Source organism: Shewanella putrefaciens, assembly GCF_016406305.1.
GTDB lineage: Bacteria > Pseudomonadota > Gammaproteobacteria > Enterobacterales > Shewanellaceae > Shewanella > Shewanella putrefaciens_C.
The window spans coordinates 1,632,251-1,645,370 of sequence record NZ_CP066369.1 but is presented as its reverse complement, the minus strand read 5'-3'; the positions used below and the strand labels follow the sequence as shown (position 1 = coordinate 1,645,370).

Sequence of the window (13,120 nt, the reverse complement as noted above, 5' to 3'; positions counted from 1 at the left end):
TCAGCATAGAAGAGTGAGGACATCCACATATTTTTAAGGCTAAAAGTGAATTTTTGCCCTGATATGCCGACTTGAAAATAGAAATTGATAGTGTGGAAACTGGCTAAAAGATACACAGGGATTAACGAAATTAAGCACGCTCATGGAAGTGACCGTTGACGGCATGGCCGCTCTTTCACATCTGACCCATAGGGATATGGGGAATGTCACTATTATGTCGGGAACACAATTGACCATGTGGCCGCGGCATTCGCACATCCATATGCAGCAGATGCCGCCGTCGAGCCCTCAAGGATGACTTTTTATGATTTAAGCAGGGCGTATCACTGGAATGAGAGTGCTTAATTGTGGCGCTGGATTTATAGTTTCAACATCAAAGCATCGCTATATTAAGGATCACTATGTACTTTATTGCAGCTTTTGGACTAGTGATGTTGTTATTAAGCCTAGTGATGGCGGTAAGACCTGAGTCTTTCTCTAAGGGCATTATTGCATTCAGCGAGCAGCCCTATTTCCATATTGTGGAAGTGGTTAGCCGAATGATTGCGGGTTTAATTTTTATCATTTATGCAGCCGACACTCGGTTTCCGCAGGCCATTTTTGCAATAGGTATTGTCTTAATTTGCGTCGGAGTAGGATTGGCGCTCACGCCACCCAGATTGCATAGAAAGTTTGCCCTATGGTCGGCGCACTACTTCAACAATAAATTCCGTTTTATCGGGCTACTTTCCATCCCACTATCTTTATTGTTAATTTATTCAGCGACTTACATTTAAAGACAATTATTCAACTGGCTTACCCATTAATTGGCCAATTAGATTAATAAAGCCATGGTAACGCCTCGGCAGTGTTCTATGTGACTTATAAACAAGGTAATGTGGTTCACGCACCGATTGCACTAACCTTACAGACCATAAACTTTCCTGTGCAATAAAGGCATCCACTGTACTTTGTGGCAGAACGGTAAAGCCTAAGCCTTTCGATACAGGTAATAAAATTTGGCTAAGTTGATTCACATATCCTGCGCAGCGAATAGGTGCAATTTTAAGTGATTGTTTGTGAAAATCTTGAGCTGCCGCTGTCGTTGTAGCTGTGCCCTCAGACAAGTCTTGGAAGTTAGTTTGTAATACTTGCTGCAAATAATATTCACCATCAGGGTGATTAATAAAACCAATGCGATTTAACAACGCTATATCTACCACTTTGCTTCGATACTGACTGGGTAATACTAACGACAAAGACGCATAACCTATCGCCTCATAATTCAGTTCAACTCCATCATCTACCCGAGTGACAATGCCGATATCTAACTGGTTATCTAGAATGGCTGCCAAAATTCGTTTATTCGGTGCAGCCTCCATAGTGACCGTCAGCCCAGAGTGTTGTATCTGATACTCAAGAAAATGCGGATAAAGCAAACTCGCAACCGCACCTGAGCAACCAAAACGACAATCGCCCACATATTCATGGTCGGTTTGCAACTGACTCAGTAGCTGAGTTTCATCAACTGCTCGCTGGCGGGCATAACGATAAAGGAGCTCACCCGCGGGAGTTAATTCAAAACGCTTACCTATTCGTTGCAATAATGGCGCACCGACCTGCTGCTCTAGCTTTTTAATGTGCTGACTGACACCAGGCTGGGTCATAAAGAGTTTATGGGCTGTACGGGTAAAATGCCCCACCTCAACCAAGGTCATAAAAGTCATTAGCCATTGTTGATTTAGCATCATAGTCCCAGACAGTCATTGTTAAACGATGAGTGTAGCTACAAAAAACATATTATGATAATTTTAAATTATCAACATTAGAATTATTGATAATTTTTAATTACAACTTTCCCACAGTAAACTGAGCTCATTCAATCGGCAGTACCACAAACTCAGCACTGGTTTTAGCTGACAATCACAGTTTACTTATGAGGAGTCACCATGAATCAACCTTATCCACGTACCTTTTCCCATATTGGTATTTCAGTACCCGATTTAGACGCTGCGGTAAAATTCTACACCGAAGTCCTCGGGTGGTATCTCATTATGGAACCGACAGAAATCGTCGAAGACGACTCGGCAATCGGACAAATGTGTACTGATGTCTTTGGACCCAATTGGGGTTCGTTCAAAATTGCCCACTTATCAACGGGCGATAGAATTGGGGTCGAATTGTTTCAATTTGCCAATCAAGTCAACCCAGAGAACAATTTTGAATACTGGAAAACGGGTATCTTCCATTTCTGCGTACAAGATCCGAACGTGGAAGAATTAGCCGAAAAAATTGTAGCGGCAGGCGGTAAAAAACGCATGAAGGCTCCCCGTTATTACTATCCGGGCGAAAAACCTTACCGCATGATTTACATGGAAGATCCCTTTGGCAATATTTTAGAAATATACAGTCACAGCTACGAATTGCATTACGCCAGCGGCGCATACAAGTAATTGAAAAGATAAAGAGTGAGGACATCCACATATTTTTAAGGCTAACAAGAAAAGATAGGACAGGCAGAAGTCTTTAATAAAAGATAGGACAGGCAGAAGTCTTTTGGAACAGCAGTACCCTTTTGAGATTCACAATCAACACCAAAACTACAGGAGTTCACCTTCCCCTCGGAGTTGCCGCAGGGCATTTGTGTTCGTTGCGTGAGCGAGGCATGGATGCCGAGATAGCGTCAGTCGAATCAGGGACGAGCGTCTGACGCGATAGCATAAGGACGCTAAATGCCCAAGGGGCTTTCAACTCCGTTGGGGGCGTCTTGGAGCATCCAAGGAGGATAGGACGAGCAGTCCTCCTTGGTCGGGTGTGGGGTGAAGCCCCACGACGTTGTTTTAGTCTTGAATAACAAGGAACTGAAGAGTGATAAGAAGAGTGAGGACATCCACATATTTTTAAGGCTAAAAGTGAATTTTCACCCTGATATGCCGACTTGAAAATAGAAATTGATAGTGTGGAAACTGGCTAAAAAATACACAGCAATTAACAAAATTAAGCACTCTTATGGAAGTGACCGTTGGCGGCATGGATGCCGCCGTCGAGCCCTCAGGGATGAGTTCATGGCGTGTCACTGGAATGAGAGTGCTTAATTGTACAGCCGGACTTATAGTCTCAAATGAAAAGACAGCACCCACATATTTCTGAGATGAAAAAGTGTGCATCTAAAGCATCTACTTGAAAATAAAAGATGATTGTGTGAAAACTGCCGCTAAGAAATGCACAGGAATTAACGAAATAAAGCACTCTCATGGAAGTGACCGTTGGCGGCATGGCCGCTCTTTCACATCTGACCCATAGGGATATGGGGAATGTCACTATTATGCCGGGAACACAATTGACCATGTGACCGCGGCATTCGCACATCCATATACAGCAGATGCCGCCGTCGAGCCCTCAGGGATGACTTTTTATGATTTAAGCAGGGCGTGTCACTGGAATGAGAGTGCTTAATTGTGGCGCTGGATTTATAGTTTCAACATCAAAGCATCGCTATATCAAGGATAACTATGTACTTTATTGCAGCTTTTGGACTAGTGATGTTGTTATTAAGCCTAGTGATGGCGGTAAAACCTGAGTCTTTCTCTAAGGGCATTATTGCATTTAGCGAGCAGCCCTATTTCCATATTATGGAAGTGGTGAGCCGAATGATTGCGGGTTTAATTTTTATCATTTACGCAGCCGATACTCGGTTTCCGCAGGCCATTATTGCAATCGGTATTGTCTTAGTTTGTGTAGGAGTGGGCTTGGCGTTCACACCTCCGAGCTTGCATAGAAAGTTTGCCCTATGGTCGGCGCACTACTTCAACAATAAATTCCGTTTTATCGGTCTACTTTCCATCCAACTATCTTTATTATTAATTTATTCAGCTATTTACAGCTAGCATACGATTAACTAGCCTAAGTTTAATCAAGGCTGATATGGGATAAGTGACATGACAACTCACTCGTCCACTAGCCCTGGACCACATAGGAACTAAGATGTTTTCCATGCAACAGATAATTCTCCCACTGATCATGCTAAGTCTTGGCGCATTGCCTCTATATGCTCCAGCACAGGACAACAGTGCGTTATGGGGTAAAAAGTACGCTGAGGTGAAATCGAGTTTATTGGCGACTGGCTGGGGGTTAGCACCCGTTGCGGAAGATGAAACGCCAATGATTGAAGATTATCCCGAAATCACCTGTGGTAATAGCGCCATGGCGATTTGCTCTGTCGGCTTTGTGCGAGAAAAAACTACACTTGCCTTAGTGGTTGAGCGTATTGAAAATACACTTGTGGTGACAGGCGAGTATTAGTCCGACTCATCCCGCAACTTATACCGCAATCAACACCGCAATCAACACCGCAATCAACACCGCAATCAACACAACAATAGATACCACAAATTCGCACATCAATTCGCATAAAAGAATGCACGAGTGAAGACATACTTTAACGATGGAGACAGTTATGCCTAACACAATAACCCACGCCCAATTAGGCCCAAGTCCCAACGACAAAGCGCCGATGAAAGGCTTTCCCCAGGTTGGCTTTCTTAAAAATTTTATTTCCCGTGAGAACATTATCGTCGGTGATTACACTTATTATGACGATCCAGCAGGTCCTGAGAGGTTCGAGTCGAATGTACTTTATCACTTTGACTTTATTGGCGATAAACTGATTATCGGTAAATTCTGCGCCATTGCGAAAGACGTGAAATTCATTATGAATGGCGCAAATCATCAAGTATCTGGCTTCTCGACTTATCCTTTTTATATCTTCGGCAATGGCTGGGAGAAAGCGGCGCCCAAGCCCGAAGATTTACCTTTTAAGGGCGACACCTGTATCGGTAACGATGTGTGGATTGGTTATAACGCCACGATTATGCCTGGAGTGAAGATTGGCCACGGCGCCATTGTTGCCAGTCAATCCGTAGTGACAAAAGATGTACCGCCCTACGCTGTGGTTGGCGGTAATCCTGCCACAGTGATCAAGCTGAGATTCGAGCAAACTGTGATAGATGAGCTTGTTGCCATCGCTTGGTGGGATTGGCCGATAGAGAAAATCACTCAGCACCTACACGCCATCGCGGGCGCTGATCTGAGTCAATTAAAGCAAGCGACCTAAGATAAGCAGGTCGCGAGCAAGGTTGATTAAAAATCTCAAGCGACAACAATAAGCAACAAACATTAAGAAACAAACATTAAGAAACCGCCATTAAGCGCAAAACAAAATCCAATATGCGCAATTTTGTACAAAAGCGCGGAGGATTTCTGGGTTACTATCAGGCATAACCCGCCCATTTATCTATTCAAGAAAGGAGGCTTGATGAACACAGAACATGCGGCCTACCAGATTGCCGATGAATTAGGTGGCCTCGAGTTACTCAATGCCCACTACCATAAACAAAATTTCAGTCGGCATACCCACGAAGGTTATACCGTCGGCGTGATTGAAACGGGTGCGCAGCGTTTTTATCGCACCGGTGGCAACCATGTGGCGCCAAAGCACAGCATCATTCTCGTCAATGCCGATGAAGTCCATAATGGTTGTAGCGCCACCGAGGGCGGTTGGTCCTATCGTGCCATGTATCCAGTCCCCGCGCAGTTTGCCAATATTAACAGTGAGCTAGCATCAAACAGCGGTGCACCCTATTTCCCTGAGCCCGTAGTGTACGATCCTGAATTAGCCGAACTGCTGCGCTTCACCTTTACTACTTTAGATACATCGGACAATCGCTTACTGCGCGAAAGCTTAATCTATTCAAGCTTGACACAGTTGATGGCGCGCCATGGCAAACATCGTCCAAGCGATGACCTCGCTGTAATCGCTAAGCCTGCGTTAGCACTGGTGAAATCCTTTATCGACGATCATCCTGCAGCCGATATTTCCCTTGAAGAGCTGGCAACACTCGCGGGATTAAGCCCCTATTATTTGCTGAAACAATTTCAGCGTTATTACGGCTTACCGCCCCACGCTTACCAAATTCAGGCCAGAGTCAGGCTGGCCAAAGGAAAAATCAAACAAGGCACACGGCTGCTCGATGTCGCCCTCGATTGTGGTTTTCACGATCAAAGTCACTTGAATCGACATTTTAAAAAGACCGTCGGCGTAACCCCGGGGCAATTTGCCACAGAAATAGGCCGCAATATTATCCAAGCCTAAACAACCACTTTAGGTTAATCTGCCATGCTCATGCTTGCTTTCTCCTCGATTAACTAAGCAAGCAAACTTGATCCAAGCATTCATTGTTTAACAGCGACCCTAGCATCGCCGCTATTTTTAGGAGCCAAAGTGACCACCGACAAGCTTATAGAACCTGATGTTTCTCCCGCGCATCCCACCAAAGCCAAGGCTTTTTTAAAAGGCACCTTGGCCATGTTGCCGCTGACGATAGCAGTGGTTCCTTGGGGAATTTTAGCCGGCTCCTTCGCCATTGAGGTGGGGCTAACGCCCATTGAAAGCCAAGCCATGTCAGCCATTATCTTTGCGGGCGCGGCTCAGTTAGTGGCACTCGGCATGGTTAAGGCGGGGATTGGTCTGTGGAGTATCTTAATTACGACGCTACTCATCACCTCGCGCCATCTGTTATATGCGATGGCGATGCGCAGTCAAATCAGTCCCTTGCCATTGAAGTGGCGCCTGACATTGGGCTTTTTGCTCACAGATGAACTGTTTGCCATCGCCAATCAAGGCAAGTTACATAGGTTCGACCCTTGGTACGCCCTCGGCGGCGGCTTGAGTTTTTATATCGGTTGGAACATCGCGACCCTACTTGGCATAGTGGCGGGCAATGCTATCGATAATTTAGGTGAACTTGGCCTCGATTTCGCCATCGCCGCCACCTTTATCGCCCTGGTTGTCCCCACGGTAAAAAAGCCGTCGATTCTCATCTGTGTGTTAGTCTCACTCACCCTAGCAGTGGTATGTGTCTTGTTTGAAATTCAAGCGGGACTGCTGATCGCCGCCATTGCCGGAATGACGGCTGGTGTACTTTACGCCAAAGTGACTAAGGAAGCGGAACGCGCACAACAATCCGCGAGTCAGTTAGCAAGCGCACAAACCCAAGCAGAAACTGGGACTAAGACAAACACAGCATCAGGAGAAAAAGCATGATTTGGTTAATGATTTTCTCAATGGCGGCGGTTGTGTTTATCAGTCGTCATTTACTACTCGAACCTAAATTACCGCTGCGATTAAGTAAGGGCACCCAAACTTTTTTAAGTTACTCAGCCCCTGCTGTCCTCACCGCGATCTTCGCGCCCATAGTGTTTGTGCAAGAAGGCCAACTCGGTCTGAGCTTAGACAACAGCTATCTCATCTGCGCCGTGGTCGCGACGATACTCGCACTCGTCACCCGTAATACCTTGCTGACCACTGTGTTGAGTATGGGACTATTTTTCTTTATCCATTAGGCAAATATAATCCTCAAGCTCTTGCCCTGGAGATTGCTCAAAATGGCGATTTAACCGCACAAGGCCTGTAATGCGATCGACCCTAAAATTGCGAAAATCGGCCCGCAATTCACACCACGTCAGCAGCGTCCAAGTGCCGCGCCAAAAATAGATGGCAAGCGGCCGCACTTCCCGCTCGGTGACATCAAGTTTCACATCTTGGTAGAAGAGTTTAACGTACTCGCGGCGCTGCGCGGCATTACGTAGTGGGTCAAGGAATTGAAACTCATTGGAATCTAAATAAAAATCCGGCGAGAACATCAAGGATTGATAGGCTTGCAATCTCTTGGGCAACACGGCTTCGACTTTGATCATCGCTTGGCGCGCCGCACTGCCAAGTTCTTTGCCACCCCAGGTTTGCACCATACGCATGCCGACTTGAATCGCCTCCAATTCGGCTTCGTTAAACATGAGGGGCGGCACATTAACCTCGTGGCGCAATAAATAGCCCACGCCCGCCTCCCCTTCGATGGGAATGCCGCTTAAACACAAATCCTGCACATCGCGGTAAATCGTGCGCGTGGAGACCTCTAACCGCTCGGCTAGCTCCAAGGCTGTGGTCAGGCGTTTATGTTTCAGAATTTGCACTATTTGAAATAGGCGATCGGCGCGGCGCATGGACTGTTATTGGCCCCTAAAACTGAGGTAACGAGCAATAGTTAGGATCTTAACCGCTTAAACTCGCGTATCCAAATATTAAGATAAGCTCAAGATCTGCTTTATAAAATCCCGATATAGATCTCGACTTCAGTGGCGCCGAGATACAGTTCAAAATCCGTTTGATAACGCCGCTGATGTGGGCAATTTGGGGCACTAAAATAGCCCCACACTTGCCCCCAAAGGTCGATAACACACTGGGGCATTTCCCCCTCGGCCGTAAATTTAAGATACTTGCCCGCTTCGAGTTGTAGCGGTGTAAAAGGGTTGGTATCGACGGGGGCATCGATAGCCTTGCCCACCAGCACAGAAAACTCCCCATTCATATCTGACGCATAGTCATAATACACGCCGTACATGGGCGAATTGAGCATAGCCGTGAGCTGGGATGATTCAAAAAAGGCTTGCCACAGGTCGCCAATTTTAGCGCTGTCGACGGACATTTCAGCCCGATTGTGGGTGCGGCAACTCAGCCCAAGTAGCGGTCGAGCATCAATATAAACCTGGTCCATCATTGTTTCTTCCATATATCCCCAAACCAATAGCTAAATTAGAGTCATGCCCTTAGGGCACGACTCTATCAGGTTAAAAATCGACTACTTATCCTTAGACCACAGACCCACTTTATTGCCTTCACTGTCGACAAAGAGGGCAATATAACCACATTCCCCTTCTTTGATCGGGGTCACTGGCAGCAGAATATTGACATCAGCCGCGGTGAGTTTATCCACTAAGGGTTGCAATTGGGTGCTGAAATGCAAATACACAGTGCTGCCCTGCATCGACGGTTGGCTCATGCTGCATTTGACTAACCCAATACTGGCGGCGCTAACGTCTTCGGTCACTATGGTGGCGTATTCCATGTCTTCCATATCGTCACGCTTAAACTCAACCCCAAAATGCTGCTGATAAAAAGCGATGGCACGATTCATATCACTGACAGGAATTTCACCCCAAACTAACGGTGCAATTGATAACATTTTCACTTTCTCCTTGTTGAAAAATACCAATGATCCATAAGGTTATTAATCTGGACCACCAGCGGGCAACAACAAGAATAAAACAAGGCTACTGACAACATGATGTCAGTAGCCTTTTATAAAAGTAAAAGAATAACAGCGGATTTTTGACTTAAAACAGCTCAGCCTATTTCGGCAAACTGGCTTGGTGGGCCACGATAAATGTCTCCATGGCCTGGATTGCACGGCTCTGGGCACTGATGAGGGAGTCATCCGCCGTCATGGGCTCGACCACTTCGTAGTAACATTTGATTTTGGGCTCAGTCCCCGAAGGTCTGACGATCACCCGAGCGCCACCCGCTAAGCAATAGGTCAATACATCACTGGGTGGTAAGTCGATTTTCTCGACCCGTCCATCGGCAAAACGCCGCTCAAGCGCCTTTAAATCATCGGTGGAGAGTACATCTAACTCACCAATCTTCAGCGGCGGATGTTCACGCAAATAGGCACCAATCTTCGGCGTATCGGGTTTTAAGGCAATACTCACCTGCGCATTTAAATGGAATCCATGTTCACGGTAGATGTGCTCGAGTCTATCCCAAATGGTTTGCCCATTGGCGGCAAGCTCGGCGGTTAATTGGGCAAAGGCCACCAGCGCCGACAGGCCGTCTTTATCCCACACCATGCTACCGACGGTGTAACCTAGGGCTTCTTCATAGGCAAACAGGAATGGATTATCGGGCCGATCCTTCACAATTCCCACATTCATCAACCATTTAAACCCAGTGAGCGTGGTGTAACTTTGCTGGCCAAAACCCTTGGCGATCTTAGATAACAGGCTAGAAGATACTATGGTCGTTCCGGTTAGGCCGCGATGTTCAGGGGCATGGCTCAACAGATAATGGCCAAGGAGAACGCCCACTTGATCCCCCGTCAACATTTGGTATTCGCCCTCTCCCTTACGCACCGCCACCGCAAAACGGTCGGCATCGGGATCGTTAGCACAGGCGAGCATAGCGCCGTGTTTTTTCGCTTCGGCAATCACTAAATCCATCGCGCCCTTTTCTTCGGGATTGGGGAAGTTCACCGTTGGGAAATCCCCGTCGGGCTCACGCTGGGCAGCCACCGAATAGACTTGGGTAAAACCCGCATCCTTCAGCACCGTTTCGGCCATGTCGGCCCCGACGCCGTGCATCGCCGTATAGGCGAGGCTGACTTTTTCAGGGGCGGTATGGTTTTGTAGCATTGGTGATTGCTTTACGCCGCTGCGATAGGTTTCGTAGTAATCGTCCTCAAGCCAAATCAACTTACCCTGCGCCACCGCTTCGCTATGCGCTAAAAACGGGATGGCCTTGGTGGCTGCCTGTTCAATTTGCGCGGCAATACCCGAGTCGTGTGGCGGAATAATCTGGGCGCCATTCTCCCAATAGACTTTATAACCATTATATTGCGGTGGATTATGGCTGGCGGTAACGACAATGCCCGCCGCCGCATTAAAATGCTTCACCCCAAAGGCCACTAAGGGAGTCGGCGCCACCTTGCTAGTAAGCCGCACCTTAAATCCCATGGCGGTCAATACGCTGGCCGTATCATGGGCAAAGGTACGTGAATCGTGACGGCCATCGTAACCTATCACCACGCCACGCTCGGCGGCATCCTTAATCTGTTCGAGTAAATAGGCGCCAAGGCCCGCTGAAGTTTGGCGGATCACAAGGCGATTCATGCCCATGGGCCCTGCGCCCACCACACCCCGTAATCCGGCGGTGCCAAACTCTAATCGCCCGGCAAAACGGGCCTTGAGCTCTGCCTCATTCTGGGTGTCCAGCAGGGTTTGTAATTGCGCCTGTGTAGCAGGATCGGGATCATTTTCGAGCCAATGTTTAACCTGTAATTGCAGTGGGGTATTCATAGCACGCCTCAGTGAAAATCATTTGCAATTACCTTAGGAAAAAGTACACCGAAGAACAAGTGAATTTGCATTTTTCAGCGTCAATTGAGTGTAAAGACTGGCTAACTAAGGGGACAAAAGTGAAATGACACAGGGTCACTCCCTCTGGGTTAAAAGTGAAGTTAGTTTCATATTAATAAAGAAGATTAAAGTACCTAGGTGCAGTCAACAATCACTGGCGCTTCGAGCGAATCGCCAAAAGGGAAGCCCCATCCATCTTTTCACCGCAAGGTAACGCATTCAATTTAGCGTCGCTAACGCAAGATATTCATGGAGACTACGTTAGAAAATAGATCCTTTTCTGACTCCTGTTCGAGCTGAGTTCGCCAAGGCTTATCAAAGACACGCACTAGGTAATAAGTGTCTCGGCTCGTATCGGTAACAAATGCGATGCCAAAACGCATCAGTTCATAGTGAATATCATTGACAAACACGAGCGAAAAATTTTGGCGTCCGGTCAGCTGATTAATATCCTCCCTTGTCAGACTAACGCCCTTTTCAACCCCTTCAAATCGTTTCATTAACCAATGGGCAAATTCCTTCGCACTCACCATAGACATGATCTTTCTCCTCATTATGCTCACCAACCTACTAGGCTATTGGCTCGCGTTATACATTTTTAATTTCTTTGACATAGCTGTAATTGACATAGCTGTAATTGACATAGATGCAAACTCCCTTTCCCTGAACGCCAAAGCACGCTCAACCGCAGGTCAATCAGTAGGAATAAGGCTTAAGTAATTAATTTAATTATGCTAATAATTTATTGTTATTGGCGCGAATGGGCAGAGATAAACAAGCGGCGAGTGATTGTCATGCCCAATATTGCTAAGCCTGAAAACACTAACCAAAAGTTTCTGTCTATAGGAAAAATAGAACAGTTTATACACTTTTACCAAGAATAAGGATGAGCAGATGTGAAAGGAGATTGTGGCCGAGGCTAAAGCGGCTTATTCCATTGGATTTAAGCAAAAATACAACAGAAACCAAGCCGCTTTACTTTTCAATCTATTGCCCGCGGGTTTTCCAAAGTGAGTAGAGTACACCAGCGACTAACAGTCCGAAGGTCACCCCTAAAGAAAGGGCCGTCGGGATAGTAAAGCCCACTAATCCTATATGATAGAAATACACTAAGCCGACCTTAGTACCGATAAAGATCAACACCACCGACAGGGCATACTTAAGGTACTCGAAGCGGTGCACCATGGCCGCTAAAGCAAAGTACAGGGCTCTAAGGCCCAGAATGGCAAAAATATTTGAGGTATAGATAATAAAAGGGTCTTGAGTGATGGCAAATATGGCCGGAATACTGTCAACCGCAAAGACTAAATCCGCGGTTTCAACCAGAATTAACGCCAACAATAACGGTGTCGCCCACCAGCCTTTACTTAGCTGGTGCTCTTCACCACGTACCACAAATTTTTCCCCATGCAGGGTTGGCGTAAACCGCATCTTAGTGCGTAACCACTTGTAAAGCTTATTATCTTGAATATCTCTATGTTCCTCCTGCGAGAACAACATCTTCACGCCGGTGAAAATCAAGAACAGGCCAAACAATACTAGAACGCCCTGATACTTGGCCACAAGCACGGCCCCGAGTCCGATCATAATGGCGCGTAATACAATCACGCCGATAATGCCCCAGAACAGCACTCGATGTTGATATAGGCGTGGGATACCTAAGCTACTGAAAATAAGCGCGATAACGAATATGTTATCCATAGACAGTGACTTTTCGATCAGATAACCCGTCAGGTATTCCATCCCCGCCGTGGGTCCCCGATACCACCAAAGCCAAGCGCCAAATAGCATCGCCATGCAAATATAAAACGCAGAGAGTTTTAAGCTTTCTGAGACACTGATTTCATGTTGATCTTTATGCAACACACCTAAATCAAAGGCCAACAGGGCTAATACAAAGCCAAAGAACATTAGCCAAACCCAAATCGGGTAGCCCACAAATAAGATGGTAAAAAGCACCATGCCTCTCCTTAACAATCTAAAACGCCGACATTTTTCGGCCAAATTACAGTAGGTAATCTTACTGCTTAGTTAAACAAAGATCAGTGAAACAGCATAAAATAACCATAAAATCAGATTAAAATTCGTTTATATCCCAAAGAATATCCCCAAAAAA

Annotated in this window: 15 protein-coding genes; 8 read left to right on the top strand and 7 right to left on the bottom strand. The window is 46.4% G+C overall.

What is annotated here, in order from left to right; all coding sequences use genetic code 11:
• The first annotated feature begins 401 nt into the window (after positions 1-401).
• Positions 402-776, top strand: a complete 375-nt coding sequence (locus JFT56_RS07055; RefSeq protein WP_198782966.1) for a hypothetical protein — start codon at positions 402-404, stop codon at positions 774-776.
• Between the two features lie 6 nt (positions 777-782).
• On the opposite strand, the gene JFT56_RS07050 is transcribed toward JFT56_RS07055, so the two are convergent.
• A complete protein-coding gene (locus tag JFT56_RS07050; protein WP_233095575.1) occupies positions 783-1,730 on the bottom strand; it encodes a LysR family transcriptional regulator in 948 nt (315 codons plus the stop codon).
• 198 nt (positions 1,731-1,928) lie between these two features.
• Between JFT56_RS07050 and JFT56_RS07045 the strand changes: the two genes are divergently transcribed.
• From JFT56_RS07045 to JFT56_RS07015, 7 genes are all read left to right on the top strand, one after another.
• The gene (locus JFT56_RS07045; protein ID WP_198782965.1) at positions 1,929-2,432 is read left to right on the top strand and encodes a lactoylglutathione lyase family protein; all 504 of its coding nucleotides are present in this window, start codon (positions 1,929-1,931) and stop codon (positions 2,430-2,432) included.
• Between the two features lie 1,059 nt (positions 2,433-3,491).
• On the top strand, positions 3,492-3,866 hold the full coding sequence (locus JFT56_RS07040; protein ID WP_198782964.1) for a hypothetical protein: 375 nt from the start codon (positions 3,492-3,494) through the stop codon (positions 3,864-3,866).
• 97 nt (positions 3,867-3,963) lie between these two features.
• Complete coding sequence (locus JFT56_RS07035; RefSeq protein WP_198782963.1) at positions 3,964-4,281, top strand: hypothetical protein; 318 nt, start codon at positions 3,964-3,966, stop codon at positions 4,279-4,281.
• A gap of 154 nt (positions 4,282-4,435) precedes the next feature.
• Positions 4,436-5,092: a Vat family streptogramin A O-acetyltransferase gene (locus JFT56_RS07030; protein ID WP_198782962.1), complete on the top strand. Its 657-nt coding sequence runs from the start codon at positions 4,436-4,438 to the stop codon at positions 5,090-5,092.
• Between the two features lie 201 nt (positions 5,093-5,293).
• Positions 5,294-6,130: an AraC family transcriptional regulator gene (locus JFT56_RS07025; protein WP_198782961.1), complete on the top strand. Its 837-nt coding sequence runs from the start codon at positions 5,294-5,296 to the stop codon at positions 6,128-6,130.
• A gap of 129 nt (positions 6,131-6,259) precedes the next feature.
• Positions 6,260-7,081: an AzlC family ABC transporter permease gene (locus tag JFT56_RS07020; RefSeq protein WP_198782960.1), complete on the top strand. Its 822-nt coding sequence runs from the start codon at positions 6,260-6,262 to the stop codon at positions 7,079-7,081.
• Entirely contained in the window at positions 7,078-7,380 is a 303-nt protein-coding gene (locus tag JFT56_RS07015; RefSeq protein WP_198782959.1) for an AzlD domain-containing protein, read from the top strand. Before JFT56_RS07020 ends, JFT56_RS07015 begins: the two co-directional genes overlap by 4 nt.
• Here JFT56_RS07015 and JFT56_RS07010 read toward each other — a convergent pair.
• The 6 genes from JFT56_RS07010 to JFT56_RS06985 all read right to left on the bottom strand — a co-directional run bounded on the left by JFT56_RS07010 (position 7,360) and on the right by JFT56_RS06985 (position 12,966).
• Positions 7,360-8,037, bottom strand: a complete 678-nt coding sequence (locus JFT56_RS07010) for a helix-turn-helix transcriptional regulator (RefSeq protein WP_198782958.1) — start codon at positions 8,035-8,037, stop codon at positions 7,360-7,362. The two genes, JFT56_RS07015 and JFT56_RS07010, sit on opposite strands and share 21 nt — an antisense overlap.
• A gap of 101 nt (positions 8,038-8,138) precedes the next feature.
• A complete protein-coding gene (locus JFT56_RS07005) occupies positions 8,139-8,588 on the bottom strand; it encodes a GyrI-like domain-containing protein (protein ID WP_198783518.1) in 450 nt (149 codons plus the stop codon).
• An 84-nt stretch (positions 8,589-8,672) separates the two neighbouring features.
• Positions 8,673-9,056, bottom strand: coding sequence for a VOC family protein (locus tag JFT56_RS07000; RefSeq protein ID WP_198782957.1), 384 nt, complete (start codon positions 9,054-9,056; stop codon positions 8,673-8,675).
• A 166-nt stretch (positions 9,057-9,222) separates the two neighbouring features.
• A complete protein-coding gene (locus JFT56_RS06995) occupies positions 9,223-10,944 on the bottom strand; it encodes a phospho-sugar mutase (RefSeq protein WP_198782956.1) in 1,722 nt (573 codons plus the stop codon).
• A 293-nt stretch (positions 10,945-11,237) separates the two neighbouring features.
• A complete protein-coding gene (locus JFT56_RS06990; RefSeq protein WP_198782955.1) occupies positions 11,238-11,543 on the bottom strand; it encodes a hypothetical protein in 306 nt (101 codons plus the stop codon).
• A 448-nt stretch (positions 11,544-11,991) separates the two neighbouring features.
• Positions 11,992-12,966, bottom strand: coding sequence for a TerC family protein (locus JFT56_RS06985; protein WP_198782954.1), 975 nt, complete (start codon positions 12,964-12,966; stop codon positions 11,992-11,994).
• Positions 12,967-13,120: the final 154 nt, after the last annotated feature.

Excerpts from the sequence above, each read along its gene's own strand:
- JFT56_RS07010 (WP_198782958.1), bottom strand. The coding sequence starts at position 8,037 with ATGCGCCGCGCCGATCGCCTATTTCAAATAGTGCAAATTCTGAAACAT.
- JFT56_RS07055 (WP_198782966.1), top strand. The coding sequence starts at position 402 with ATGTACTTTATTGCAGCTTTTGGACTAGTGATGTTGTTATTAAGCCTA.
- JFT56_RS06985 (WP_198782954.1), bottom strand. The coding sequence starts at position 12,966 with ATGGTGCTTTTTACCATCTTATTTGTGGGCTACCCGATTTGGGTTTGG.
- JFT56_RS06995 (WP_198782956.1), bottom strand. The coding sequence starts at position 10,944 with ATGAATACCCCACTGCAATTACAGGTTAAACATTGGCTCGAAAATGAT.
- JFT56_RS07035 (WP_198782963.1), top strand. The coding sequence starts at position 3,964 with ATGTTTTCCATGCAACAGATAATTCTCCCACTGATCATGCTAAGTCTT.
- JFT56_RS07045 (WP_198782965.1), top strand. The coding sequence starts at position 1,929 with ATGAATCAACCTTATCCACGTACCTTTTCCCATATTGGTATTTCAGTA.
- JFT56_RS07040 (WP_198782964.1), top strand. The coding sequence starts at position 3,492 with ATGTACTTTATTGCAGCTTTTGGACTAGTGATGTTGTTATTAAGCCTA.
- JFT56_RS07050 (WP_233095575.1), bottom strand. The coding sequence starts at position 1,730 with ATGATGCTAAATCAACAATGGCTAATGACTTTTATGACCTTGGTTGAG.
- JFT56_RS07025 (WP_198782961.1), top strand. The coding sequence starts at position 5,294 with ATGAACACAGAACATGCGGCCTACCAGATTGCCGATGAATTAGGTGGC.
- JFT56_RS07000 (WP_198782957.1), bottom strand. The coding sequence starts at position 9,056 with ATGTTATCAATTGCACCGTTAGTTTGGGGTGAAATTCCTGTCAGTGAT.
- JFT56_RS07005 (WP_198783518.1), bottom strand. The coding sequence starts at position 8,588 with ATGGACCAGGTTTATATTGATGCTCGACCGCTACTTGGGCTGAGTTGC.
- JFT56_RS07030 (WP_198782962.1), top strand. The coding sequence starts at position 4,436 with ATGCCTAACACAATAACCCACGCCCAATTAGGCCCAAGTCCCAACGAC.
- JFT56_RS06990 (WP_198782955.1), bottom strand. The coding sequence starts at position 11,543 with ATGTCTATGGTGAGTGCGAAGGAATTTGCCCATTGGTTAATGAAACGA.
- JFT56_RS07015 (WP_198782959.1), top strand. The coding sequence starts at position 7,078 with ATGATTTGGTTAATGATTTTCTCAATGGCGGCGGTTGTGTTTATCAGT.